Consider the following 23,718-nt stretch of genomic DNA (forward strand, 5'->3'; position numbering starts at 1 on the left):
CCTGTCGTTGGTGGTCGGCGCCGACCGTCAGACGCCGAGGTGCTCCAGGAGCTCGCCCTCGCGGGCGACGAACTCCGCGTTGTCCAGGTGCGCGACGATGCGCCCCTGGGCGAGGAGGTAGTGGCTGTCCGCGACCGTCGCCGCGAACTTCACGTTCTGCTCGATGAGCAGCACGGTCACGCCCGTGGCCGTGACCTCCCGGACGATCTCCCCGATGCGCGCGACGATCACCGGCGCCAGCCCCTCGGTGGGCTCGTCGAGGAGCAGCAGGCGGGAGCCCGTGCGCAGCACCCGCGCCATGGCCAGCATCTGCTGCTCGCCGCCGGAGAGCGTGGTGCCCGCGGCGCGCCGTCGTTCGGCGAGCACGGGGAAGGACTCGTACACCTTCTCCAGCGGCCAGGCGCTGTTCGAGACCACCGGCGGGAGCAGGAGGTTCTCCTCGACGGAGAGGCTGGCGTAGACGCCGCGGTCGTCCTGCACCCATCCCATGCCCAGGCGGGCGCGGCGGTGGGCCGGCAGGCCGAGGACCTCCTCGCCGTCCAGCCTGACGCTGCCCCTCACCTGCCGGTGCAGGCCGATGAGGCTGCGCAGCAGGGTGGTCTTGCCGGCGCCGTTGCGCCCGACGAGGGTGACGACCTGCCCCTCGCCGACCTCGATGCTGACGTCCGTCAGCGCCTGCGCCTCGCCGTACCAGGCGCTCAGTCCCCGCACCTCAAGCATGGCTGGCCTCCCCCAGGTAGGCGGTGACGACCCGCTCGTCGGCGCGGACCTCCGCGTAGGTGCCCTCGGCGAGCACGCGGCCCTGCTGGAGCACGGTCACGCGGTCGGCCAGGCTCCCGACGACGGTCATGTTGTGGTCGACGAACACCACCGTGCGGCCCTCGGCGATGCGTCGGACCAGCTCGATGGTGCGGTTGACGTCCTCGATGCCCATGCCTGCCGTCGGCTCGTCCAGCAGCAGGACCTGCGGGTCCAGGGCCATGACGAGGGCCATCTCGAGCGCGCGCTTCTGCCCGTAGGCGAGCAGCCCCGCCGGCTTGTCGGCCAGGTCGGCCAGGCCCACCAGGTCGAGCAGCTCCCGGGCGCGGGCGGTGAAGCGGCCGAGCAGGCGCTCGGACCGCCAGAACTTGCGCCCCTGGGTGGTGCGGCTCTGCAGCGCCAGCTCGACGTGCTCGAGGGGGTTGAGGTTCTCGAAGAGGCTGGTGATCTGGAAGGAGCGGGCGACGCCCTTGTGCGCGATCTGCTCGGGCTGCAGGCCGGTGACGTCCTCGCCGAGGATCGTGATGGTCCCGGAGGTGGGGCTGAGGAAGCCGGTCAGCAGGTTGAACAGTGTCGTCTTCCCCGCCCCGTTGGGGCCCACCAGGGCGTGGATGTCGCCCCGGGCCACCTCCAGGTCGACGGCGTTGACGGCCGTGAAGCCCCGGAAGTTCTTGGTCAGGCCCGAGGTCCTGAGAGCGACGTCGGTCGTCGGTGTCACGGGCTGTCCCTCCTGGCGACGCTGCCCGCCCCGGGCGGGGCGCGGTGAGGCATGGGTCGAACGTTAGGAACGGGTATGACGCGTAACCATGTGGGCGGTCACCACAAAGCGCGCCGCCACGGTGGTGCCCGGAACCACCGCAGGCCCGGGGACGAGGTGCCGGACGTGGAGGAAAGCCCGGCTGGGGTGGTGGCCGGTGACCACATGGGTATCCCGCTTGGGCGGGTACCTGTGGATCCGCGATGGCGCGTCGCTTCGATCCGAGCTCACCGAGCGGCTGCGCTGAAGGTGGGGCGGCGCGCGGGAGCGCGCTCACGCCGCTGCGCTGACGGTCGCGGCAGAGCTCGCTTACGTCAGCAGAGCTTGGAGATGTCGACGGCGCCGTTCTCCCGGAGCCACGCCGTCGGCTCGGTGGTGTTCAGCTCCTCGTCCAGGTGCACCTCGAAGTGCAGGTGCGGTCCGGTCGAGTTGCCGTTGTTCCCGACGCCGGCGATGACGTCGCCCGCCCGCACCTTGTCGCCCACCTCGACGTAGAGCCCGGAGGCGAACATGTGGTTGTACCAGGTGTGGACCGTCCGGCCGCCGACCTCGTGCTTGAGCGTGACGAGCATGCTCGAGCGGCCCGCCTTGCCCGGGCCCACGTAGGTCACCTCACCGTCGGCGACGGCGTGGATCGGCGTGCCCAGCGGGGCGGCCAGGTCGATGCCGGCGTGGAACTGCACTCCGGTGCCCAGCGGGTTGGTGCGCAGACCGTACCGCGACGTGTAACGGAACGAGTCCGCGGCGATCGGCATGACGATCTGCGACTCGTTCGAGGCAACCGCGGCGCGGGCGCCGTTGGCGGCGTCCACCGGGGTGCAGGCGAGTGCCTGACGCGCGTCCGCCCGGGAGGTGGCGAGGATCGTGGCACGGCTGGCTGCGCCGGGATGGGCCAGCAGGGACGCCGGTGCGGACGACAGCGCAGTCGCGGCGGCGTGCTCGTCCAGGTGGTCCAGGAGGCTCGGCTCCGTGTCCACGAGCTGCTGGGCCTGCGCCGAGGAGGCCGGATCACCGGCGAACCCGGTCAGCGGGGCGACGATCGTCAGTGCGCCCATCGCGCCGAGCACGGCCGCGCGCGGCGCCCAGCCCGGGGCGTGCCCGCCGCGCTGGGGCCTGCGGGTGACGTGCCCGCGCAGCTCACGACGGCTGCGGTGCACCTGGTTGCGGACCAGGACCTCGGTGGGCTGGGTCGTGGTGTGCACGGGATCCGTGTCCGCGACGTCCTCGTCAAGGGCGGCTGCGCGGTCCTCGACGGTCTCCGCCGCGGCGGCTGCGCGGTCCTGGAAGCTCTTCCCCGCCGGGGCGGCTGCGGCCTCCACGGCGCCCTTGCCCGCCAGGGCCCTGCGCCGAGCGGCTCGCGTGCCAGCTGCGGCCGGCTCGGCGGCGCGGTCCTCCGCCGCGAACTCCTCGGCAGCCCGCGCCTTCGCCGCGGCGCCGTCGGCCGGCCGGGCCTCCGCCGCGGCCTCCTCGGCAGCCCGCGCCTTCGCCGCGGCGCCCTCGGCCGGCCGAGCCTCCGCCGCGGCCTCTTCGACGCGCCGGCGACGGGTCGCCTCGCGGGCCGCGCGGACGCGCTCGGCCTCCTGGGCGGCCAGCGCGCTGGCCGCCGCCTCGGCGGCGTGGGCGTGCGGGCGGCGGGTGACGCGCTCGGGCGCGGCCGGGGGGAGAGCGTCGTGCACCGCGAGTGCGGCACGGGCCTCGGCGGCCTCGCGGGCGCGCTCGGCCTCGCGGATCTGCCGCCTGGTCAGCGGCTGTGCCTGCCCTGCGGGCACGGCGCTACCTGGCATGCGAGGACCTCCGGGACGGCTCACGACCCTGAAAAAGGCCGCGATGAACCTGCTCGGAGCGGTGCCCCGAAAGCTGGTGGCTTGTCACGGAACAGTAACGGACGGCGTCAGAAGCCGTCCAATACCCCGGGCACTCCGGTCACGCAGGTCGGGTTGCGGAAATCGGCGCCATTGCTATGTTTCGCGGCCGCCTGCGCGACCAGGGGCGCATTCCCGTGACCCACCTCACAGGCGCGCGGCACTCCGGGCGGGTCACGCCCGGCTCTGCGCGCGCTGCATGGAGTCGCGGACCTCGCCGACGAGCTCCTCGAGGATGTCCTCGAGGAAGACCACGCCCAGCACCTCCTCGGCGCCGTCGGCGCCGGCCCGGACCACGCGGGCGAGGTGGGCGCCCGAGCGCTGCATGGCCGCGAGGGCGTCCTCCACCTCGTCGTCCGGCCCGACCGAGGCCAGCGCCCGCACCCGCCACCCGGGCACCGGCCGGGACCGCGCCTCCCCCTCGGCGTACAGCACGTCCTTGACGTGCAGGTAGCCGGCGAGCTCGCCGTCGTCCCCGACGAGCGGGAACCGCGAGTACCCCGTGCGCGCGACCTCGCGCTCCAGCTCCTCGGGGGTGCAGGTCAGCGCCAGCGTGACGAGGGAGGCCCGCGGGACCATGACGTGCCGGGCGGTCGCCTCGGAGAACTCGATGGCACCGGTGAGCAGCCCGAGGTCGTCCTGCAGCATGCCCTCGGCCTGAGACCGCTCGACGATGGCGGCGACCTCGTCGGCGGTGAACGCGGACGTCACCTCGTCCTTGGGCTCCACGCCCACGAGCCGGAGCATGACGTTCGCCAGCCAGTTCAGCCCCGCGATCACCGGGTGGAGGACCTTCGAGAGCAGCACCAGCGGCGGGGCGAAGATCAGCGCGGCGCGCTCCGGGGAGGTGACGGCGAGGTTCTTGGGCACCATCTCGCCCACGACGACGTGCAGGTAGACGACCAGGACCAGCGCCACGGTGAAGCCGACGACGTGCGAGGCACCCTCCGGCAGGCCGGCCGCCACGAGCGGCTCCTCCACGAGGTGGGCGACGGCCGGCTCGGCGACGACGCCGAGGCCGGTGGAGCACAGCGTCACGCCGAGCTGCGCGCACGCGAGCATCAGGGTGACGTTCTCCATCGCCCACAGCACGGTACGGGCGGCGCGCGAGGTCTCGGCGAGGGGCTCGACCCGGCTGCGCCGGGCGGACATGATCGCGAACTCGGCGCCGACGAAGAAGGCGTTGCCTGCCAGCAGGAGCGCGGCCACGACGAGGGCGGTCCCGGTGCTCACTGCTCCTCCTCCGGCTCGTTCCACACCCGGAGGCGGTCCACCCGGCGGCCGTCCATCTGCTCCACGTGCAGCACGACGCCGCGGACGCGGACGCGGTCGCCGACGCGCGGGATGCGCCCGAGCCGGTCCATCACCAGACCGCCGAGGGTCTCGTACGGGCCGTCCTCGGGCACGACGATGCCCGTCTGGTGCGCGAGCTCGTCGGGACGGAGCACGCCGGGCACCACCCAGGTCCCGCCGGGGCCGGCGTGCGCGCCGGAGCGCCGGCGGTCGTGCTCGTCGGCGACGTCCCCGACGATCTCCTCCACGACGTCCTCGAGGGTGACGACCCCGGAGGTGCCGCCGTACTCGTCGACCACGACGGCCATCTGCAGCCCGGAGTCCCGCAGCTGCACCAGCAACGGCGCCAGCGCGAGCGTCTCGGGCACCCGGGGCGCGTCGACCATGAGCGAGGAGGAGGCGACGGGCACCTCCGCGCGGCGCTCGTAGGGCACCGCGATGGCCCGGCGCAGGTGCACCAGCCCCACGATGTCGTCGTTGTCGTCGCCGATGATCGGGAAGCGGGAGTGGCCGGTGGCCCGGGCCAGCGCCACGACGTCGGCCGCGGTGTGCTCCCGGGTGAGGGTGTGCAGCCGGCCCCGGTCGGTCATCACGTCCACCGCGGTCAGCGCCCCCAGGCCGATGGAACGGGTGAGCAGCGTGGCGGTGGAGACGTCGAGGGTGCCCTGCTCGGCGGACCGGCGCACGAGCGCGGCGAGCTCGGACGCCGAGCGCCCGCCGGAGAGCTCCTCGGCGGCCTCGACCCCGAAACGGCGCAGGATCCAGTTGGCCGAGTTGTTCAGCGCCTGGATGACGGGTCGCAGGACGCGGGTGAACAGCCCCTGGACCGGCGCGACCACCCCCGCCGTGGCGAGCGGGTCCGCGAGCGCGAGATTCTTCGGCACGAGCTCGCCGAAGACCATCGAGAAGGTGTTGACGACCGCGAGGGAGAGGACGACGGCGGTGGCGGTGGCCGCCGCCTCGGCCAGGCCCGCGCTGCCGAGCGGGCCGGTCAGCAGCGTCGCGATCGCCGACTGCGCGGTGTAGCCCAGCAGGATGGTGGTGGCCGTGATGCCCACCTGGGCCCCGGACAGCTCCAGCGACAGGTGCTTGAGCGCCCGGACGACCCGGGCCGCGCGCCGGTCGCCCGCCGCGGCGCGCCCCTCCACGGTCCCCGGGTCGAGGGCGACGAGGGAGAACTCGGCGGCGACGAACACCGCGGTGCCGGCGGTGAGGACCACGCCCAGGGTGACCATGAGCCACTCGGTCAGCACGCCGTCCGCCTCCCCGTGCTGCGGGCGGTGACCGGCGTCCCGGCGGGGCGGGCGGGAGCGGGTTCGGCAGGGCCGGTATGTCGACCGCGGCGTGAGCGTCGCATGGTGGCTCGATCGTACCGAGCACGGGTCGTGACTTCCCCCGTGTCGGCGGTGTGCCACGCTCGGGACATGAGCGACCTTCATCCCGGGCGCGCTTCCGGCGGCGCGCCGGCCCGGCGCGGGGGCGACGGCGCGGCCGAGGGCGCATCCCCGCTCGTGCTGGTCGTCGAGGACGAACCGGCGATCGCCGACCAGGTGGCGCACCGCCTTCAGGCCGAGGGCTGGCGGGTGCGGGTGGCCGGCGACGGTCCCGGCGGCGTGACCGCCGCCCGCGAGAGCCGGCCGGACGTCGTCGTGCTGGACGTCATGCTGCCGGGCCTGGACGGGCTGGAGGTGTGCCGGCGCATCCAGGCCGAGCGGGAGGTGCCGGTCCTCATGCTCACCGCGCGCGACGACGAGACCGACATGCTCGTCGGCCTGGGCGTGGGCGCGGACGACTACATGACGAAGCCGTTCTCCATGCGCGAGCTCGTCGCGCGGCTCAAGGCCCTGCTGCGCCGGTTCGAGCGGGCGCGGGGGCGCGCCGCGACGGCCCCGGCGCCCGACGGCCGGCTGCTGCTCGGCCACCTGGTCATCGACCGCGACCAGCGGCGCGTGCGCCGGAACGGGGTGGAGGCGCACCTGACCCCCACCGAGTTCGACATGCTCGTGTGCCTGGCGTCCCGCCCGCGCAGCGTGCTCAGCCGCGAGCGCCTGCTGGAGGAGGTGTGGGACGGGGTGGACGCCTCGGGCACGCGCACCGTGGACTCGCACGTCAAGGCGCTGCGCCGCAAGCTCGGCGCCGACCTGGTGCGCACCGTGCACGGGGTCGGCTACGCCCTGGAGCCCGCCGGGGACGGTTCCCGCCCGGGTGACGAGGGCTGAGTGGTGTCCGAGAACCGGCGCCCGGGCACGGACCACTCGGCCCGGGCCGCCGAGCCGGCAGGGCCCGCCCAAGACACGGAACCGGCCGGACACGGTCGGGCGGCCGCTGACGTGGCCGCCCCCGCCCGCGCGCCGCGGCTGGGCGGCGGGCCGCGCCCGCTCGACCGGGTGCGCTCCGTCAAGACCAAGCTCGGCGTCCTGGTCGCCGCCACCGTCACGGCCGCCGCGTTCCTCACCTGGGCCGGGCTGCAGGCCCAGCTGGGCCCGACGCGCACGTTCCCGCTGGCGATCGTCGGCGCGCTCCTGGTGACCCAGATCCTCGCCCGCGGCATGACCTCGCCCCTGCGCGAGATGACCTCGGCCGTCCGGGCGATGGCCCGCGGGGACTACTCCCAGCGCGTGCGTGCCACGAGCCGCGACGAGGTCGGGCAGCTCGCCGAGGCGTTCAACTCCATGGCGGAGGACCTCGCGACCGTGGACGCGACCCGCCGCGAGATGGTCGCGAACGTCTCCCACGAGCTGCGCACCCCCGTGGCGGCGCTGCGGGCCCAGCTGGAGAACATGGTCGACGGCGTCGTGCCGGCCGACGAGGCCACCCTCGGGGCGGCGCTGGCGCAGACGGAACGGCTCGGGGAGCTGATCGGCTACCTCCTGGACCTCTCCCGCCTGGAGGCGGGCGCCGTCGGGCTGGACCTCGCCGACGTCAGCGTCCGCGACCTCCTCGACGACGTCGTGGGCCAGGTGGCCGCGGCGACGGCCGCCGCGGGGCGGGACGTGCGCTGGCGGGTGGACGTCACGCCCGTGCACCTGCGCCTGCGCGCGGACGCCGCGCGGCTGGCCCAGGTCCTGGCGAACCTCCTGCACAACGCCGCCCGCCACACGCCGCCCGGCTCGACGGTGACGGTCCGTGCCGGCACCTCGGCGCTCCGCCAGGAGGTCGTCATCGACGTCGTCGACCAGGGCGAGGGCGTGCCGGTGGAGGACCGCGAGCGCATCTTCGAGCGGTTCCAGCGCGGCAACCGGGAGGCGGGCACCGCCACCGGCGGCACCGGTCTCGGCCTCGCCATCGCCCGCTGGGCCGTCTCCCTGCACGAGGGCACGCTCGCCGTCGCCGACTCCGCCGACGGCGAGGGCGCCACCATGCGGGTGCGGTTGCCGGTGCGCGGGCCCCGCGGGGAGCGCCACGCCTGAGCCGACGGGCGCCCGCCCCGCCGCCCGCGCCGAGGTCGCGGCACCGCTGACGGACCTGGGACCAAGGTCCTACGTGACTGTGACGACCTCTTGACCGCCGCTTGGCCCGGAGGCGTCGGGAGGCGCCGGAACGGGGCCCAGAACGGGCGCGGCGGGCCAGTCGATTCGGGGTCGGCTGCGCCGATCGCCTAGGGTGGAAGGGATCTTCGTCACACCCCCTGGAAGAGGGCGATCTCCGAGTGTCCACGCAGGAACACAACGACCCCATGGCTGCTTTCGGCGCCAACGAATGGCTCATCGAAGAGCTGTACGAGAAGTACCGGAAGGACAAGAAGTCCGTCGACCCGGCGTGGTGGGACTTCTTCGAGGACTTCGACGGCGGCGCCGACGGCAACGGCGGGACCACCGCCCCGCCCAAGCACGCCGGCGCCCCGGCCACCGCCCAGCCGGCCGCGCCCGCGCAGCCGGCCCCCCAGCCGCCGGCGCGGGACACCACCACGTCGCCGGCACCGCAGGCCAAGGCGGCGCCCGCGAAGCCCGCCGGCACCGAGCCGGCGCCCGCTCGCACCGGCGGCGAGACCGCCGTCGCGGAGGTGCTGCGCGGCGACCTCCCGCCCGCACCGCCGGTCGCGGCCCAGCCCCCCACCTCTCCCTACGCCGAGCGCCTCGCCGCCGCGGCGGCCGAGGAGCACCCCGACGCCAAGGACGCCACGGTCAAGCTCCGCGGTGTCGCGGCACGCACCGTGCAGAACATGGAGGCCAGCCTCGAGGTGCCGGTCGCCACGTCCGTGCGCGCCATCCCGGCCAAGGTGATGATCGACAACCGCATCGTCATCAACAACCACCTCGCCCGCTCGCGCGGCGGGAAGATCTCCTTCACGCACCTCATCGGCTTCGCCATGGTCGAGGCGCTGGCCGAGATGCCGGACATGAACTACTCCTACTCGGAGACCGAGGACGGCAAGCCGGCCGTCTTCCAGCCCGCGCACGTCAACTTCGGCCTGGCCATCGACCTGCCCAAGCCGGACGGCACCCGCACCCTGGTGGTGCCCTCGGTCAAGGCCGCCGACGAGATGGACTTCGCCCAGTTCTGGGCGGCCTACGAGGACCTCGTCCGCAAGGCGCGCGGCAACAAGCTGACGCTGGAGGACTACGCCGGCACCACCATCTCGCTGACCAACCCGGGCGGCATCGGCACCGTCCACTCGATCCCGCGCCTCATGAAGGGCCAGGGCACGATCGTCGGCGTCGGCGCGATGAACTACCCCGCCGAGTTCGCCGGCTCCTCCCCCGCGACGCTCGCGCGCCTCGGCGTCTCCAAGGTCCTGACGCTCACCTCGACGTACGACCACCGCATCATCCAGGGCGCGGCGTCCGGTGAGTTCCTCAAGATCATCGAGACCAAGCTGCTCGGTACGGACGGCTTCTACGACCGGGTGTTCACCGCCCTGCGGGTGCCCTACGAGCCCGTGCGCTGGATGCGCGACGTGGAGTACTCCCCCGAGAACGAGCTGGGCAAGCCGGCCCGGATCGCCGAGCTCATCCACGCCTACCGCTCCCGTGGGCACCTCATCGCCGACACGGACCCGCTGGCCTACCGCCAGCGGCGCCACGCCGACCTGGACGTCACCAACTACGGCCTGACGCTGTGGGACCTCGAGCGCCAGTTCCCCACCGGCGGCTTCGGCGGCACGACCCGCGCCACGCTGCGCGACATCCTCAGCCAGCTGCGCGACGCGTACTGCCGCACCACCGGCGTGGAGTACATGCACATCTCCGACCGGGCGCAGCGCAGCTGGTTCCAGGACCGCCTCGAGGCGCCCTACGCCAAGCCGTCCACCGAGCAGCAGCTGCAGATCCTCAAGAAGCTCGGCGCCGCGGAGGCGTTCGAGACCTTCCTGCAGACCAAGTACGTCGGCCAGAAGCGCTTCTCGCTCGAGGGCGGCGAGTCGCTCATCCCGCTGCTGGACGTGCTGCTCACCCGCGCCGCGCAGGAGGGGCTGGACGACGTCGGCATCGCGATGGCCCACCGCGGCCGCCTCAACGTGCTCGCGAACATCGCCGGGAAGTCCTACCGGCAGATCTTCTCCGAGTTCGAGGGCAACCAGGACCCGCGCACGGTCCAGGGCTCCGGCGACGTGAAGTACCACCTCGGCACCGAGGGCGTCTTCACCGCGCCCGACGGCACCCAGACCAAGGTCTACCTCGCCGCCAACCCCTCCCACCTGGAGGCGGCGGACGCGGTGCTCGAGGGCGTCGTCCGCGCCAAGCAGGACCGCATCGACCTGGGCGAGAAGGGCTTCTCGGTCCTGCCCGTCCTCATCCACGGTGACGCGGCGTTCGCCGGCCAGGGTGTGGTCACCGAGACCCTGCAGCTGTCCCAGCTGCGCGGCTACCGCACCGGCGGCACGGTGCACATCATCGTCAACAACCAGATCGGCTTCACCACCGGCCCGGCGAGCTCGCGGTCGTCGTACTACGCGACCGACATCGTCAAGGGCCTGCAGATCCCGGTGTTCCACGTCAACGGGGACGACCCCGAGGCGGTGGCCCGGGTCGCCGAGCTGGCGTTCGAGTACCGCGAGCAGTTCCACAAGGACGTCGTCATCGACATGGTGTGCTACCGCCGGCGCGGGCACAACGAGGGTGACGACCCCTCGATGACGCAGCCGGTGATGTACTCCCTCATCGAGAACAAGCGCTCGGTGCGCAAGCTCTACACCGAGTCGCTCATCGGCCGCGGGCACCTGACGGCCGAGCAGGCCGAGGAGGCCCTCAAGGAGTACCAGCGCGAGCTCGAGCGGGCCTTCACCGAGACCCGCGAGGAGGGCGGCGCCCCCGCCCCCACCGAGGACCAGGTCAGCGGGCTGGAGCGCCCGGAGGCCCAGCGCGAGGACGCCGGCACCATGGTCGGCTGGCAGACGGCGGTGCCGCAGCCGGTGCTCGAGCGCATCGGGCAGGCGCACGTGCGACCGCCGGAGGGCTTCCAGGTCCACCCCAAGCTGGTCAAGCTGCTCAAGCGCCGCGAGGAGATGTCCCGCGAGGGCGGCATCGACTGGGGCTTCGGGGAGATCCTCGCGTTCGGCTCGCTGCTCATGGAGGGCACCCCGGTGCGCCTGGCCGGCCAGGACTCCCGCCGCGGCACCTTCACCCAGCGCCACGCCGTCCTGCACGACTACCGGACCGGCGCCGAGTGGACGCCGCTGATGTACCTGACGGCGGACCAGGCGAAGTTCTGGATCTACGACTCGTCCCTGAGCGAGTACGCCGCCCTGGCGTTCGAGTACGGGTACTCCGTCGAGCGCCCGGACGCCCTGGTGCTGTGGGAGGCCCAGTTCGGCGACTTCGTCAACGGCGCCCAGATCGTCATCGACGAGTTCATCTCCTCCTCGGAGCAGAAGTGGGGCCAGCGGTCCTCCCTGGTGATGCTGCTGCCGCACGGCTTCGAGGGGCAGGGGCCGGACCACTCCTCCGCCCGCATCGAGCGCTTCCTGCAGCTGTGCGCGGAGGACAACATGGTGGTGGCGCAGCCGTCGACGCCGGCGAGCCACTTCCACCTGCTGCGTCGCCAGGCCTACGCCCGGCCGCGCAAGCCGCTGGTGCTCGCCGCCCCCAAGCAGCTGCTGCGGCTGAAGGCCGCCGCATCCGCGGTGGACGACTTCATCTCCGGCACCTTCCGCCCGGTGATCGGCGAGGTCGAGCAGCAGGTGCTGGACGGCGCCGCCCAGGTCGACCGGGTGCTGCTGTGCTCGGGCCGGGTCTACTACGACCTGGCCGCGCACCGCGCCAAGGCGGGCGACTCCCGGACCGCCGTCGTGCGGCTCGAGCAGCTCTACCCGCTCCCGGCCGAGGAGGTGGCCGAGGAGCTGGCGAAGTTCCCCGGCGCGGACCTGGTCTGGGTCCAGGACGAGCCGGAGAACCAGGGTCCCTGGACCTTCATGTCCGACCACCTCGGTGAGGCGCTCGGCGGCCGCGCCCTGCGTGTGGTCTCCCGCCCGGCGGCGGCCTCGCCGTCGACGGGCTCGCACAAGCGGCACGTCGAGGAGAACGCCGAGCTCATGAGCCGCGCGTTCGCCCGCTGACCGACGCCTCCCCGCGGGGGCCGGGTCCCGGACGGGACCCGGCCCCCGTCTTGCGGGTGGGCCCCGTCACCCCGGCGCGTGGCGCGGACCATCCCGGCCGCAGCGGGCAGGATGGGGGCAGGGCACCGCGAAGGAGGAAGACGTGGGCGAGGGACAGCTGCGGATCTGCGTGATCGGCGACGAGCTGGCGTCCGGCATGGGCGACGCCCGCGGCATGGGCTGGGTGGGCCGGGTGATGGCCCGCACGCGGACGGAGGAGCCGGCCTTCGTGGCGCAGCTCGCCGTGCCGCGCGAGCACACCACCGCCCTCGCGGCGCGGTGGGAGGGCGAGTGCCAGCGGCGGTTCACGCCGATGGCCGACAACCGCCTCGTCCTCGGCCTCGGCTCCGCCGACATCGACGAGGGCCTCTCCCTCGCCCGCTCCCGGCTCAACCTCGCCAACATCCTCGACGGCGCCGCGGCCTCCCGCATCGGGTGCTACGTCGTCGGCCCGCCGCCGCGCACCGACGTCGACGGCGACGTCCTGGCCGGGCTGTCGGAGGCCTTCGCCGACGTGTGCCAGCGCCGCCACGTGCCGTACGTGGAGACCTTCGCGCCGCTGCGCGCGCACGAGCAGTGGAACGCCGACGTCGCCGCCTCCGACGGCGTCCACCCCGGGCAGGCCGGCTACGGGCTGCTGGCGTGGCTGGTGCTGCACAACGGCTGGCACGCCTGGCTCGGGCTGCCCGACGCCGCCTGAGCCCGCCGGGACGCGCGGCGGCCCGCCGGCCGTCTCGCAGGGCCGGCGCACGGGCACCGCGAACGCACGCCGGCCGCCCCGACGCCGCGCAGGGCCGGCGCCAGGACGACGCACCACCTCGTCACCGGGACGCCCTTGGCTACAGTGGTGGGGTGCCAGTGGACCTGGGCCTGCCCCGCCCCCGCGGGAGCGCGTCCCCCGCCGCGGCCGGCGACCTCGCCGGCCGGCCCGACACCGCCGACCTGGTCGACCGCTTCGGCAGGGTCGCCCAGGACCTGCGCGTGTCCCTGACCGACCGGTGCAACCTCCGCTGCGAGTACTGCATGCCGCCCGAGGGCTTCGACTGGCTGCCCACGAACCAGGTGCTCTCCGACGACGAGGTCATCCGGCTGATCACGGTGGCCGTCGAGCGGCTCGGCGTCCGGGAGGTCCGGTTCACCGGCGGGGAGCCCCTGCTGCGCAAGGGCCTCGAGCGGATCGTCGCCGCCACCTCCGCGCTGCGCACCGCCGACGGCCGCGCGCCGGAGACCTCGCTGACCACCAACGGGCTCGGGCTGGAGCATCGCGCGGCCGCCCTGGCCGCCGCCGGGCTCACCCGGGTCAACGTGTCGCTGGACTCGCTGGAGCGCCAGACGTACGCCGCGCTGGCCCGCCGCGACCGCCTGCCGGACGTGCTGGCGGGCATCGCCGCGGCGGACGCCGCCGGCCTGCGGCCCGTGAAGATCAACGCGGTGCTCGTGCGGGGCCGCAACGAGGCCGACGCCCCGACCTCCTGGCGTTCGCCCTGGAGCGGGGGTACGAGCTGCGGTTCATCGAGCAGATGCCGCTCGGGCCGCCGGAGGCGTGGCACCGCGGGGACATGGTCACCGCCGCGGAGATCCTCGCCACCCTCCGCACCCGCTTCACCCTGGAGCCCGAGGACCCGGCCGGGCGCGGCTCCGCGCCGGCCGAGCGGTTCGCCGTGGCACCGTCCGACGGCCTGCCGGGCGGCACGGTCGGCATCATCGCCTCGGTGAGCCAGCCGTTCTGCGCCGCGTGCGACCGCACCAGGCTGACGGCGGACGGGCAGGTGCGCACCTGCCTGTTCTCCCGCAGCGAGACGGACCTGCGTGGCCTGCTGCGCGGCGGCGCCGACGACGAGGACCTCGCCGCCACCTGGCGCGCCGCGATGTGGGGCAAGCTCGCCGGCCACGGCATCGACGACGCCGGCTTCCTGCAGCCGCAGCGGCCCATGAGCGCGATCGGAGGATGAGATGACCCTGCCCCTGGCCGGCACCACCACGACCGTGACCGCCCACGTGCGCTACTTCGCCGCCGCCGCCGAGGCGGCCGGCGTGCCGGCCGAGGACGTCCCGCTGCCCGCGGGGGCCGGCGCGGCGCAGCTGCGGGCGGCGATCGTCGCCGCCCACCCCGCGGTGGCGCGGGTGCTGGAGATCTCCAGCCTGCTCGTCGAGGGCGTGGTGCACGAGGACCCGCCGGCACCGCTGCGCGAGGGCGCCGGCGAGGTCTCCGTCGACGTGCTGCCGCCCTTCGCGGGCGGCTGACGCGTCAGGCGTTCACCCGTCCCCTCAGGCGCTGCCCGTCCACTCGTGCGTGCCGTCGGGGAAGACCTGCCGCTTCCACACCGGCAGGCGGCGCTTGACCTCCTCCACGAGCTCCGCCGTCGCCGCGAAGGCCTCGGCCCGGTGCGCGGCGGAGACCGCGGCCGCCAGCGCCACGTCCCCCACCTCCAGCAGGCCCACCCGGTGCACGACGGCGACCGCGTCGACGGGGAACCGGCGCGCGACGTCGGCGGCCACCTCGGCCACGACCTCCCCGGCGGTGGGGTGGCCGACGTACTCGATCCGGGTGACCGAGCGCCCGCCGTCGTGGTTGCGGACGACGCCGCCGAAGGTCACCACGGCGCCGGCCGCGGCGTCGGCCACGGCGGCGGCGCACTCGGTCACCTCCACCGGGGCGTCCCGCACGTCCGCCAGGACGACCCGCCGCGCGGGTGGGGAGAGCCGGGCCGGGGCGGTGTCGCTCATCGCCGGCCCTCCCCGTCCCAGACGGCCACCAGGCGGCTGACCGCGGCCACGCGCTCGGCCACCTGCTCGGACACCTCGGGGGCGGCGGCGTCGTCGGCGGCGCTCCCGGCGGCGAGGCCGACGAGGAACGCGGTGAGCGGGGCGCCCGGCCGGCTGGGGCCGTGCGCCACGTCGTGGATGAGCTCCAGGAGCCGGCTGGTGCTGGCGTCCATGACCGCGCGGTCCACGCCGAGCTCGCCGCACACCGCGTCGAGCCACCGGTTCATCGCCGCCATCTTCTCGGTCTCGTCACCGCGCCCCTCGCCGCGCCGCCGCACCTCCATGTGACGTCCCCTCCCGTCGTCGGCCCGCCGCCATGGTGGCACAGCCGGGGGCCTGGCGGCGCTCGGCCCGTCCGGACCGTCAGGCCCGGTGCCGCCCGAGGTCGCTGCCGAGCACCGAGCGCTGGTAGTCCGTGCCGGTCTCGACCGACAGCACCGCCAGGAGCAGCCGGCCCAGCGTCCGCCACAGGCTCACCCCGGCCTCGCGCACCAGGCGCCCGCCCAGCGCGGGGAGCACCGGCACCAGGCGGGCGTCGATGACCTGCCGCTCCTCGCCGCGAAGCGCCTTGCCTCCGGCGAGGTCGCCGCCGGCCCAGGCGTCCGCCTCGGCGCGGCACAGACGCGCCACCTCGCGTGCCGCGCCGGCCAGCGCGGCGGCCTGGTCGCCCACGATGCCCCGGTGGTCCGGGCGCAGGCTCGCGAGGTCCTCCTCCGGCGTGCGGCGGGCCGCGCCGCGCTCGTACACGTCCAGGCTCATCAGGTCCGCGAGGAACAGCTCGGCGTCGTCCCCGAGCCAGCCGGAGGCGGCGCGCCACGCCGCCGCCAGGCTGCCGTCGCGCAGCCGCGCCACCGTCGCCTCGTCGAGCGCGAGCACGTCGGCCGCGGCGTCCCAGCTGCCCGCGCGGTCGCGCGCGGCCTGCGCCATCTGCGCGAGGTATCCGCCAAATGTCTGGCCGTGCGGCGCGGGCCCGGCCTCCTCCTCGCGCGCGCTCACGCCTGCTCCGCAAGGTCGGTCGCCGGCTCGCGGACCACCGTGAGAGAGCCGGACACCGACTTCGAGGTCAGGAAGCACACGTCCGTGCCCCGGCGGTCGTCGAGCGTGGCGGCGGCCAGGCCCTGGGCGCGGTGGTCGACCCCGTCCACGGACACCGCGCCGGAGACGCTGCGGGCGGCCAGCGACAGGCCCGTGCCGGCGGGCAGGTCCACGTGCATCGCCCCGGAGACGGTGGACAGGTCGACCATGGACGTCGGGGACGTGGTGGAGATGCTCACCGCCCCGGCGATGCTGGTGACCTCCACGCGCGGCAGGCGCCCGACCAGGTTCGTGCGCCCGGCCGCGGTGCTCACCCGCACCGGCCCGACGTGGTCCAGGACCTCGACGCCCCCGGACGCCGTCCGGACGGTGACCGCGCCGGTGCACCCGCTCGCCCGCACCCGGGCGCCGGCCGTGGACAGCGTCACGTCCTCGGTGAGGCCGGAGACCACGGCGTCGGCGGTCGCCGTCGCGACGGTCACGTGCGTGGCGCGCGGCACGCGCACGCGCAGCGCCGCGGTGTCGGCCGAGCGGTAGGACCGCAGCCGCTTGACCCAGCCGTCCCAGCCGAGGAACGCGTAGCCGATGCTCAGCCGGCCGTCCTCCGCGCTGAGCTCGAGCGGGTTGCCGGTCACCTCCTCGACGTCGACGTGCACGCCGGGCGCGTCGTGGCCCTCGACGAGCACGCGGCCCGCGACGAGCTGCACGCGCACCGCGGTGACGCCCTCGACGTCGTGGGCCGAGGGGCCGGGCACGATCCAGGAACGAGTTGCCATGCCCCCGACCCTACGCGGGGCGTCCGGCACGGCGCGGCCGGACCCCGCGAGCGTCGTCGCCGGCCGGCCGCGTCCGGGCGCACGCGCGAGCCCCGGCGCGGGCTCAGGCGGCGCGGGTCAGGCGGCGCGGGCCCGGTCCTCCTCGGGCAGCGCGACGTCGACGACGATCTTGCCGAACACCTCCCCGGCCGCGAGACGGCCCAGGCCCTCCCCGACGCGGGCGAGGGGGACGACGCCGTCGAGCACCGGCCGGGCGCCCGTGGCCACCAGCATCCGCTGCAGCGCCTCCAGCTGCGCCCGGGTGCCCATCGTGGTGCCGACGACCCGCAGCGACCGGAAGAAGATGCGGTTCAGCTCGGCGGGGGGCATCGCGCCGGAGGTCGCGCCGGCCACCGCGACCGTGCCACCGGGCCTCAGCGCCTTGAGGGAGTGCGGCCAGGTGGCCGCGCCGACCGTCTCGACGACGGCGTCGACCTGCTCGGGCAGCCGCGTGCCGGTCTGGAACGCCGCGTGCGCCCCGATGTCCACGGCCCGCGCCCGCTTGGCCTCGCTGCGGGAGGTGACCCACACGCGCAGCCCGGCGGCGCGGCCGAGGACGACGGCGGCGGTGGCCACACCGCCGCCCGCCCCCTGCACGAGCACCGTCTGGCCGGGACGCAGCGCGGCGGCGTCGAACAGCATGCGGTAGGCGGTCAGGTACGCCGTGGGCAGGCACGCCGCCTCGGCCCACGTCAGCGCCGGGTCCTTGGCGACGACGTTGCGCGCCGGCACCCACACCCGCTCGGCGAGGGTGCCCGGGTGCAGCTCGGACAGCAGGGTGCGGCGCGGGTCGAGGGTCTCCTCCCCCGCCCAGCCTGGGCTCGGCACCACCGAGTGGACGACCACCTCGGTGCCGTCGTCGAGCACGCCGGCGGCGTCGGTGCCCAGGACCATCGGCAGCCGCTCGGCGGGCAGGCCCACCCCGCGCAGGGAGAACAGGTCGTGCTGGTTGAGGGCGGCGGCGCGGACGGTGACCGGCACCCAGCCCTCCGCCGGCGCGCCCGGGTCCGGGCGGCCCCCCACCCTCAGCCCGTGCAGCGGGTTGTCCGGGTCCTGGCTCTCGACGTAGGCGCAGCGCACGGCCACACCCTAGGGCCCCGGGCGGGAAGCCGGGGTACGGCAGAGGGCCGGTCACCTGACGGTGACCGGCCCTCGAGCGCGGCGCGGGGGCGCCGGCTCAGGCGTTGGGACGCTTGCCGTGGTTGGCGCCGCTGGACTTGCGGGAACGACGCTTGCGACCGCGCTTGCTCATCACTTCTCCTGGAGTAGACCGTGCGTCCGCGTCGGCGGACGGAATTCGCCGTCCATGGTCCCACACTTCACCGGCTGGCCCACGCCGGGCGGCCGGCCGCCGGGTGACGGCGGTCGGGACGCGGCCGGGTCAGTCGACGATCCGCACGCCGCTGGCGCGCAGCACCGTCAGCTGGGACTCCACCCGCAGGCGCAGCGTGGACGGCGCCTTCTCGGCGCAGGAGCGGCGCACGACCTGACGGATGTGCTGCTCGGCGTCGCTGGCCTCGCGGCACCGCGGGCACTGGGCGGCGTGCTGGCGGTAGCGGGTGCACAGGTCCTCGTCGAGCTCGGAGTCGAGGAACTCCATGAGGTTCTCGAGGAGCTCGTCGCAGGTGCACTCCTTCGCCTTGCCCCCGTTGCGGTTCAGCAGCGCCCGCTCGGCCCGCTCGGCGAGCTCGGGCAACTCCTCGCTCATGCCTTCGCCTCCGTCCTGATGCCCATGGCCCGGGCCTGGTCGACGAGGAGCTCGCGCAGCTGGCGCCGGCCCCGGTGCAGCCGGGACATCACGGTCCCGATCGGTGTGCCCATGATGTCCGCGATCTCCTTGTAGGCGAAGCCCTCGACGTCGGCGAGGTACACCGCCAGCCGGAAGTCCTCGGGCAGCTGCGCCAGCGCGTCCCTGATCTCCGAGTCCGGCAGCAGGTCCAGCGCCTCCGTCTCGGCCGAGCGCAGCCCGGTCGAGGTGTGCGAGGCGGCCCGGTGGATCTGCCAGTCCTCGACCTGCTCGGCGTCGGACTGCTGCGGCTCGCGCTGCTTCTTGCGGTAGGTGTTGATGAAGGTGTTCGTCAGGATCCGGTACAGCCAGGCCTTGAGGTTCGTGCCGGGCCGGTACTGGTGGAACGCGGCGAACGCCTTCGCGAAGGTCTCCTGCACGAGGTCCTCGGCGTCCGCGGGGTTCCGCGTCATCCGCATGGCCGCGCCGTACAGCTGGTCGAGGTAGGGCAGGGCGTCGCGCTCGAAGCGCAACGACCGCTCGGCGTCCGACTCGCCGCCCGGGGCCCGATCGAGGTTCTCCTCGTGGCTCTCGCTCATCACGATCGAGGGTATCCCGGCGGACGGGGTGACGGCCTCCGGCCAGCCGCCGAGCCGGCCGTACGTCTCCCCGCGCGGCGGCGTCAGTACTGGATGGGTCACGCTGGGCACAACCGCGCCCGCGCCCCCTTCATTCCGTCCTTGGCCGATTTCACCTCGCCGGGCGCGGAACGATCCGCCCGCGGCCCGTCGCCGACATCCGGGCCGAGAGGCGGCGCCACCGGGTCCGCCGCCGCCCGGATCCGCGCCGCCGCGGGCGTGCAGCGGGCCTCGCGGGAGGCGGCCGCCCGGCGGATTTCGGTCCGATCGGCTCGCCCCGCGCGGCCAGGTGCGGTAGCAATGTGGCATGAGTCTCGTGAGCTTCCTGGCCCGTCCGCTGCTCGCCTCCGCCTTCGTCGTCGACGGCGTGGACGCCGTGGTCCATCCCGACAAGCACGCGGAGAAGATCGAGCGGGTCGACCCGCTGCTGCGCCGGGCGGGCGTGCCCGCGGGCGTGACCTCCAACGCCAAGCTGCTCGCGCGGGTCTCCGGCGCCGTCACCGCCGTCTCCGGGCTCATGCTCGCCACCGGGCGCAGCCCCCGCTCGGCGGCGCTGACGCTGGCGGTGCTCAACGTCCCGCTCACCCTGGTCAACAACCCGGTGTGGGCGGCCGACGACGGCCAGCAGCGCAAGGAGTACGCCAGCGGCCTGGTGCGCGGCCTGAGCCTGGGCGGCGGGCTGCTGCTCGCCGCCGCCGACCGCGGCGGCAGGCCCTCGTGGGGCTGGCGGATGGAGAACGCCCGGGCCCATCGCGCCGACCTGCACCAGGCCAGGACCGCGCTCCGCGAGCGCTACAAGGGCCGCTACAAGGCGTGACCCTCCCGGCGCCGGTCGGCGCCCGCCCACTACCCTCGCAGCCATGACGCTGACCGAGGAGCCCTGGCCCGCGCCCACCGCCACGAGACCGCTGGACGCCGTCGTCGACGTGCCCGGGTCCAAGTCCCTGACCAACCGGTACCTGGTCCTCGCGGCCCTGGCCGCCGGGCCCACCGAGCTCGTGCGGCCCCTGCACTCGCGGGACTCCGCCCTCATGGTGGGCGCGCTGCGGGCGCTGGGCACCACCGTCGAGCCCGCCGGCGACGACGGCGCCGACCTCCTCGTCACCCCCGGACCGCTGCGCGGTCCGGCGGAGGTCGACTGCGGACTCGCCGGCACGGTCATGCGGTTCGTGCCCGCCCTGGCGGTGCTGGCCGACGGCGAGGTCCGCCTCGACGGCGACCCCCGCGCCCGGCAGCGGCCGATGGCGCCGGTGGTCGAGGCCCTGCGGGACCTCGGCGCGCGCATCGACGCCGCCACCGATGAGACCGGCGAGGCGGTCCTGCCCCTTACCGTGCACGGCACCGGCTCGCTGCCCGGCGGCGCGGTGGACGTGGACGCCTCGGCCTCCAGCCAGTTCGTCTCGGCGCTGCTGCTGGCCGCCCCCGCGTACGACGCCGGGATCGACCTGCGCCACACCGGCCCGACCCTGCCGTCGCTGCCCCACATCGACATGACCGTCGCCGTGCTCCGCGAGCGCGGCGTTGTCGTCGAGGAGCTGACCGAGGACGGGCGCCCAGCGGGGCCCGGTGAGTGGGCCCCGGCCCGCTGGCGGGTGCACCCCGGGCCCGTGGCGGGCGGGCGGGTCGTCGTCGAGCCGGACCTGTCCAACGCCGGGCCGTTCCTCGCCGCGGCGCTCGTCGCCGGCGGCACGGTCCGGGTGCCGCGCTGGCCCGCCGTCACCACGCAGGCCGGGGACGGGCTCCGCGAGCTGCTGACGCGGCTCGGCGGCGCCGTCGTCCTGGAGGACGGCGCCCTCGCCGTCACCGGCGACGGCCACGTCCGCGGCATCGACGCGGACCTGCACGACGTCGGCGAGCTGGCCCCGACCGTCGCGGCGCTGTGCGCGCTGGCCGAGGAGCCGTCGCGGCTGCGGGGCATCGCGCACCTGCGCGGGCACGAGACCGACCGGCTGGCCGCGATCGTCACCGAGATCACCCGCCTGGGCGGGGTGGCCCGGGAGACGGAGGACGGCGTGGAGATCGAGCCCGCGCCGCTGCACGGCGGGGTGGTCGAGACCTACCACGACCACCGCATGGCCACCTTCGCGGCCATCCTCGGGCTGCGGGTGCCGGACGTGCGGGTGGTGGACGTCGCGACGACCGCCAAGACGCTCCCCGACTTCCCCGCCATGTGGCACGCCATGCTCGGGTCCCGGAGCTGACCGTGCGCGACACCGGCACCGACGACGCCCGGGTGCGGGTTCGCCCCAACCCGCGGGGCTCGCGGCCGCGCACCAAGAAGCGGCCCGAGCACGCTGACGCCGTCGGCGCGATGGTCCTGGCGGTGGACCGTGGCCGGTACCAGCTGCTGACGGACGACGGCACCCGTGTGGTGGGCATGAAGGCCCGCGAGCTCGGGCGCGGCGGGCGCATCGTCGTCGGGGACCGGGTGGGGCTGGTCGGGGACGTGACCGGCCGCAAGGACACCCTGGCCCGGATCGTGCGCGTGGAGGAGCGCCGCTCCGTGCTGCGCCGGTCGGCCGAGGACGGCGACGCCGCCGGGGTCGAGCGGGTCATCGTCGCCAACGCCGACCAGCTGGTGATCGTCACCGCCCTGGCCGACCCCGAGCCCCGCCCGCGCATGGTGGACCGCTGCCTCGTGGCCGCCTACGACGCCGGCATGGAGCCGGTGCTGTGCCTGACCAAGGCGGACCTGGCCGACCCGGCGCCGTTCCTGGCGCAGTACGAGGCCCTCGCCGTGCCGGCGCTGGTGACCTCGCGGGTGGGCGAGGGGATCGTGGGGCTGGAGGCCGTGCGCGCCCAGCTCGCCGGCCGGGTGTCGGTGCTCGTCGGCCACTCCGGGGTCGGCAAGTCGACGCTGGTCAACGCGCTCGTGCCGGAGGCCGACCGGGCCACCGGCGACGTCAACGTGGTGACCGGCCGCGGCCGGCACACCTCCTCCTCCGCCGTCGCCCTGCCGCTGCCCGGCGGCGGGTGGGCCGTCGACACCCCCGGCGTGCGGTCCTTCGGCCTCAGCCACATCGGCGCGGACGACCTGCTGCGCGCCTTCGCCGACCTCGCCGCCGTCGCCGAGAGCTGCCCGCGCGGGTGCACCCACGCCGAGGACGCCCCCGACTGCGCGCTGGACGAGTGGGTCGCCTCCGGCCGGGCCGGGACGGCCGGCGAGGCGCGCCTGGCGTCCTTCCGGCGGCTCCTGGCCGCGAAGACCGGCGCCGCCGAGTCGTGAGGGTCCTGGCCGCCTTCGCCGGCGGGCTGGGGCACTACCGCCCGATCGCGCCGCTGGCGCGGGCCCTGGCAGCGGCCGGGCACGAGGTGCGGGTGGCGTGCCAGGCCTCCGCCGCGGCGCGCGTGGGCGCCGACGGCCTCGCCGTGGTGCGCACCCGCGCCGAGACCGCCGGGTCCGTGCGCATGAGCGCCCTCCTGCCGCCCGACCCGGACCGGGAGGACCGGGCGCTGCGGGAGGGCTACGCCGGGCGCACGGCCCGCTCCCGCGCGCACGACGTGCTGGCGGAGTGCCGGCGCCGGCGCCCGGACGTGGTGCTGTGCGACGAGGTCGACTTCGGCGCCATGGTCGCCGCCGAGCGGCTCGGCATCCCGCACGCCACCGTGCTCGTCATGGCGGCCGGTTCCTTCGTCCGCGAGGACGTGGTCGGCGAGCCGCTGCGGGCCCTGCGCGCCGAGCACGGCCTGCCGGACGAGCCGCCGCTGGCGATGCTCGGCCGGCATCTCGTGCTCTCCCCGGCCCCGCCGGGCTTCCGCGACCCCGCCTTCCCGCTGCCGGCCACCGCGCGGCCGCTGCGGCCCTCGGCGCTGGACGCCGCCGCGACGACCCGGCTCGGCACGGGCCGCCCGCTCGTGTACTTCTCGCTCGGCACCGTCTTCAACCTCGAGTCGGGAGACCTCTTCGGGCGCGTGCTGGCGGGCCTGCGCGACCTGCCGGCGGACGTGCTCGTGAGCCTGGGGGCCGACCTCGCCCCGGCCCTCCTCGGACCTCAGCCGGCGAACGTGCGGGTCGAGCCGTACGTGGACCAGCACGCGGTGCTGGCGCGCGCCGACGCCGTCGTCACGCACGGCGGCTCCGGCACGGTCACCGACGCCCTGGCCCTCGGCGTCCCGCTCGTGCTGCTCCCCCTCGGGGCGGACCAGCCGCACAACGCGCGGCGCTGCGCCGACCTCGGCGTGGGGGTGGTGCTGGACCCGGTGACCGTCACCGCCGCGCAGGTGCGCCGGGCCACCGCGACGGTGCTCGCCGACCCGGTGTACCGCAGGCGTGCCCAGGCGCTGCGGGCCGAGACGGCCGCGTTGCCGGAGGTCGGCCGCGCCGTCTCGTGGCTGGAGGCGCTCGCCCGCTGAGGGCGCGGCCGTACGAACCGGATGCGGAGCCCACAGCGGCGTGCCTCCGTGCGCCGTGCCTCCGTGCGGCGTGCCTCCGTGCGGCGTGCCTCCGTGCGCCGTGCCTCCGTGCGCCGTGCCTCCGTGCGCCGTGCCTCCGTGCGCCGTGCCTCCGTGCCTCCGTGCGCCGTGCACGGGGCCCGG

General features: G+C 75.3%; 22 protein-coding genes and 1 pseudogene. 10 read left to right on the forward strand and 13 right to left on the reverse strand.

Annotated features, from left to right (window positions below; genetic code table 11):
- Nucleotides 1-27: 27 nt before the first annotated feature.
- The 5 genes from ACF0H8_RS16310 to ACF0H8_RS16330 all read right to left on the reverse strand — a co-directional run bounded on the left by ACF0H8_RS16310 (nt 28) and on the right by ACF0H8_RS16330 (nt 5,924).
- Nucleotides 28-720, reverse strand: coding sequence for an ABC transporter ATP-binding protein (locus ACF0H8_RS16310; protein ID WP_395289936.1), 693 nt, complete (start codon nt 718-720; stop codon nt 28-30).
- Nucleotides 713-1,477, reverse strand: coding sequence for an ABC transporter ATP-binding protein (locus tag ACF0H8_RS16315; protein ID WP_395289937.1), 765 nt, complete (start codon nt 1,475-1,477; stop codon nt 713-715). Before ACF0H8_RS16315 ends, ACF0H8_RS16310 begins: the two co-directional genes overlap by 8 nt.
- 353 nt (nt 1,478-1,830) lie before the next feature.
- Nucleotides 1,831-3,300: a M23 family metallopeptidase gene (locus tag ACF0H8_RS16320; RefSeq protein ID WP_395289938.1), complete on the reverse strand. Its 1,470-nt coding sequence runs from the start codon at nt 3,298-3,300 to the stop codon at nt 1,831-1,833.
- Nucleotides 3,301-3,552: 252 nt separating this feature from the next.
- Nucleotides 3,553-4,611 (reverse strand): hemolysin family protein, encoded by a 1,059-nt coding sequence (locus ACF0H8_RS16325; RefSeq protein WP_395289939.1) that lies wholly within the window; start codon nt 4,609-4,611, stop codon nt 3,553-3,555.
- On the reverse strand, nt 4,608-5,924 hold the full coding sequence (locus tag ACF0H8_RS16330; protein WP_395289940.1) for a hemolysin family protein: 1,317 nt from the start codon (nt 5,922-5,924) through the stop codon (nt 4,608-4,610). The genes ACF0H8_RS16325 and ACF0H8_RS16330 overlap by 4 nt, the downstream gene beginning before the upstream one ends.
- A gap of 171 nt (nt 5,925-6,095) precedes the next feature.
- Here ACF0H8_RS16330 and ACF0H8_RS16335 point away from each other — a divergent pair, with 171 nt between their 5' ends.
- From ACF0H8_RS16335 to ACF0H8_RS16360, 6 genes and pseudogenes are all read left to right on the forward strand, one after another.
- Nucleotides 6,096-6,890 (forward strand): response regulator, encoded by a 795-nt coding sequence (locus ACF0H8_RS16335; protein ID WP_395289941.1) that lies wholly within the window; start codon nt 6,096-6,098, stop codon nt 6,888-6,890.
- 111 nt (nt 6,891-7,001) lie between these two features.
- On the forward strand, nt 7,002-8,081 hold the full coding sequence (locus ACF0H8_RS16340) for an ATP-binding protein (RefSeq protein ID WP_395290908.1): 1,080 nt from the start codon (nt 7,002-7,004) through the stop codon (nt 8,079-8,081).
- A 239-nt stretch (nt 8,082-8,320) separates the two neighbouring features.
- Nucleotides 8,321-12,163: a multifunctional oxoglutarate decarboxylase/oxoglutarate dehydrogenase thiamine pyrophosphate-binding subunit/dihydrolipoyllysine-residue succinyltransferase subunit gene (locus ACF0H8_RS16345; protein WP_395289942.1), complete on the forward strand. Its 3,843-nt coding sequence runs from the start codon at nt 8,321-8,323 to the stop codon at nt 12,161-12,163.
- A 142-nt stretch (nt 12,164-12,305) separates the two neighbouring features.
- Nucleotides 12,306-12,902 (forward strand): GDSL-type esterase/lipase family protein, encoded by a 597-nt coding sequence (locus ACF0H8_RS16350; RefSeq protein ID WP_395289943.1) that lies wholly within the window; start codon nt 12,306-12,308, stop codon nt 12,900-12,902.
- Between the two features lie 152 nt (nt 12,903-13,054).
- A pseudogene (moaA, locus tag ACF0H8_RS16355) lies at nt 13,055-14,154 on the forward strand (GTP 3',8-cyclase MoaA).
- Between the two features lies 1 nt (nt 14,155).
- Nucleotides 14,156-14,446 (forward strand): MoaD/ThiS family protein, encoded by a 291-nt coding sequence (locus ACF0H8_RS16360; protein ID WP_395289944.1) that lies wholly within the window; start codon nt 14,156-14,158, stop codon nt 14,444-14,446.
- A 24-nt stretch (nt 14,447-14,470) separates the two neighbouring features.
- On the opposite strand, the gene ACF0H8_RS16365 is transcribed toward ACF0H8_RS16360, so the two are convergent.
- From ACF0H8_RS16365 to ACF0H8_RS16400, 8 genes are all read right to left on the reverse strand, one after another.
- Nucleotides 14,471-14,929, reverse strand: coding sequence for a molybdenum cofactor biosynthesis protein MoaE (locus ACF0H8_RS16365; protein WP_395289945.1), 459 nt, complete (start codon nt 14,927-14,929; stop codon nt 14,471-14,473).
- Entirely contained in the window at nt 14,926-15,252 is a 327-nt protein-coding gene (locus ACF0H8_RS16370) for a DUF6457 domain-containing protein (protein ID WP_395289946.1), read from the reverse strand. Before ACF0H8_RS16370 ends, ACF0H8_RS16365 begins: the two co-directional genes overlap by 4 nt.
- A 79-nt stretch (nt 15,253-15,331) precedes the next feature.
- On the reverse strand, nt 15,332-15,964 hold the full coding sequence (locus ACF0H8_RS16375) for a hypothetical protein (RefSeq protein ID WP_395289947.1): 633 nt from the start codon (nt 15,962-15,964) through the stop codon (nt 15,332-15,334).
- Nucleotides 15,961-16,779, reverse strand: coding sequence for a DUF4097 family beta strand repeat-containing protein (locus ACF0H8_RS16380; RefSeq protein ID WP_395289948.1), 819 nt, complete (start codon nt 16,777-16,779; stop codon nt 15,961-15,963). The genes ACF0H8_RS16375 and ACF0H8_RS16380 overlap by 4 nt, the downstream gene beginning before the upstream one ends.
- Before the next feature lie 117 nt (nt 16,780-16,896).
- Nucleotides 16,897-17,898, reverse strand: coding sequence for a zinc-binding dehydrogenase (locus ACF0H8_RS16385; RefSeq protein ID WP_395289949.1), 1,002 nt, complete (start codon nt 17,896-17,898; stop codon nt 16,897-16,899).
- 97 nt (nt 17,899-17,995) lie between these two features.
- Nucleotides 17,996-18,070, reverse strand: coding sequence for a 50S ribosomal protein bL37 (locus ACF0H8_RS16390; RefSeq protein WP_395290909.1), 75 nt, complete (start codon nt 18,068-18,070; stop codon nt 17,996-17,998).
- Between the two features lie 129 nt (nt 18,071-18,199).
- Nucleotides 18,200-18,526: a mycothiol system anti-sigma-R factor gene (gene rsrA, locus ACF0H8_RS16395; RefSeq protein ID WP_395289950.1), complete on the reverse strand. Its 327-nt coding sequence runs from the start codon at nt 18,524-18,526 to the stop codon at nt 18,200-18,202.
- Nucleotides 18,523-19,245, reverse strand: coding sequence for a sigma-70 family RNA polymerase sigma factor (locus ACF0H8_RS16400; protein ID WP_395289951.1), 723 nt, complete (start codon nt 19,243-19,245; stop codon nt 18,523-18,525). The genes rsrA and ACF0H8_RS16400 overlap by 4 nt, the downstream gene beginning before the upstream one ends.
- Nucleotides 19,246-19,489: 244 nt before the next feature.
- Between ACF0H8_RS16400 and ACF0H8_RS16405 the strand changes: the two genes are divergently transcribed.
- The 4 genes from ACF0H8_RS16405 to ACF0H8_RS16420 are packed head-to-tail and all read left to right on the forward strand — an operon-like array spanning nt 19,490 to nt 23,535.
- Nucleotides 19,490-19,999, forward strand: coding sequence for a DoxX family protein (locus tag ACF0H8_RS16405; protein WP_395289952.1), 510 nt, complete (start codon nt 19,490-19,492; stop codon nt 19,997-19,999).
- A gap of 43 nt (nt 20,000-20,042) precedes the next feature.
- Complete coding sequence (gene aroA, locus ACF0H8_RS16410) at nt 20,043-21,383, forward strand: 3-phosphoshikimate 1-carboxyvinyltransferase (RefSeq protein WP_395289953.1); 1,341 nt, start codon at nt 20,043-20,045, stop codon at nt 21,381-21,383.
- On the forward strand, nt 21,380-22,408 hold the full coding sequence (gene rsgA / locus ACF0H8_RS16415; protein ID WP_395290910.1) for a ribosome small subunit-dependent GTPase A: 1,029 nt from the start codon (nt 21,380-21,382) through the stop codon (nt 22,406-22,408). Before aroA ends, rsgA begins: the two co-directional genes overlap by 4 nt.
- A complete protein-coding gene (locus tag ACF0H8_RS16420) occupies nt 22,405-23,535 on the forward strand; it encodes a glycosyltransferase (protein WP_395289954.1) in 1,131 nt (376 codons plus the stop codon). Before rsgA ends, ACF0H8_RS16420 begins: the two co-directional genes overlap by 4 nt.
- Nucleotides 23,536-23,718: the final 183 nt, after the last annotated feature.

Origin of the sequence: Georgenia sp. AZ-5 (assembly GCF_043952095.1) — a bacterium.
Classification (GTDB): Bacteria; Actinomycetota; Actinomycetes; order Actinomycetales; family Actinomycetaceae; genus Georgenia.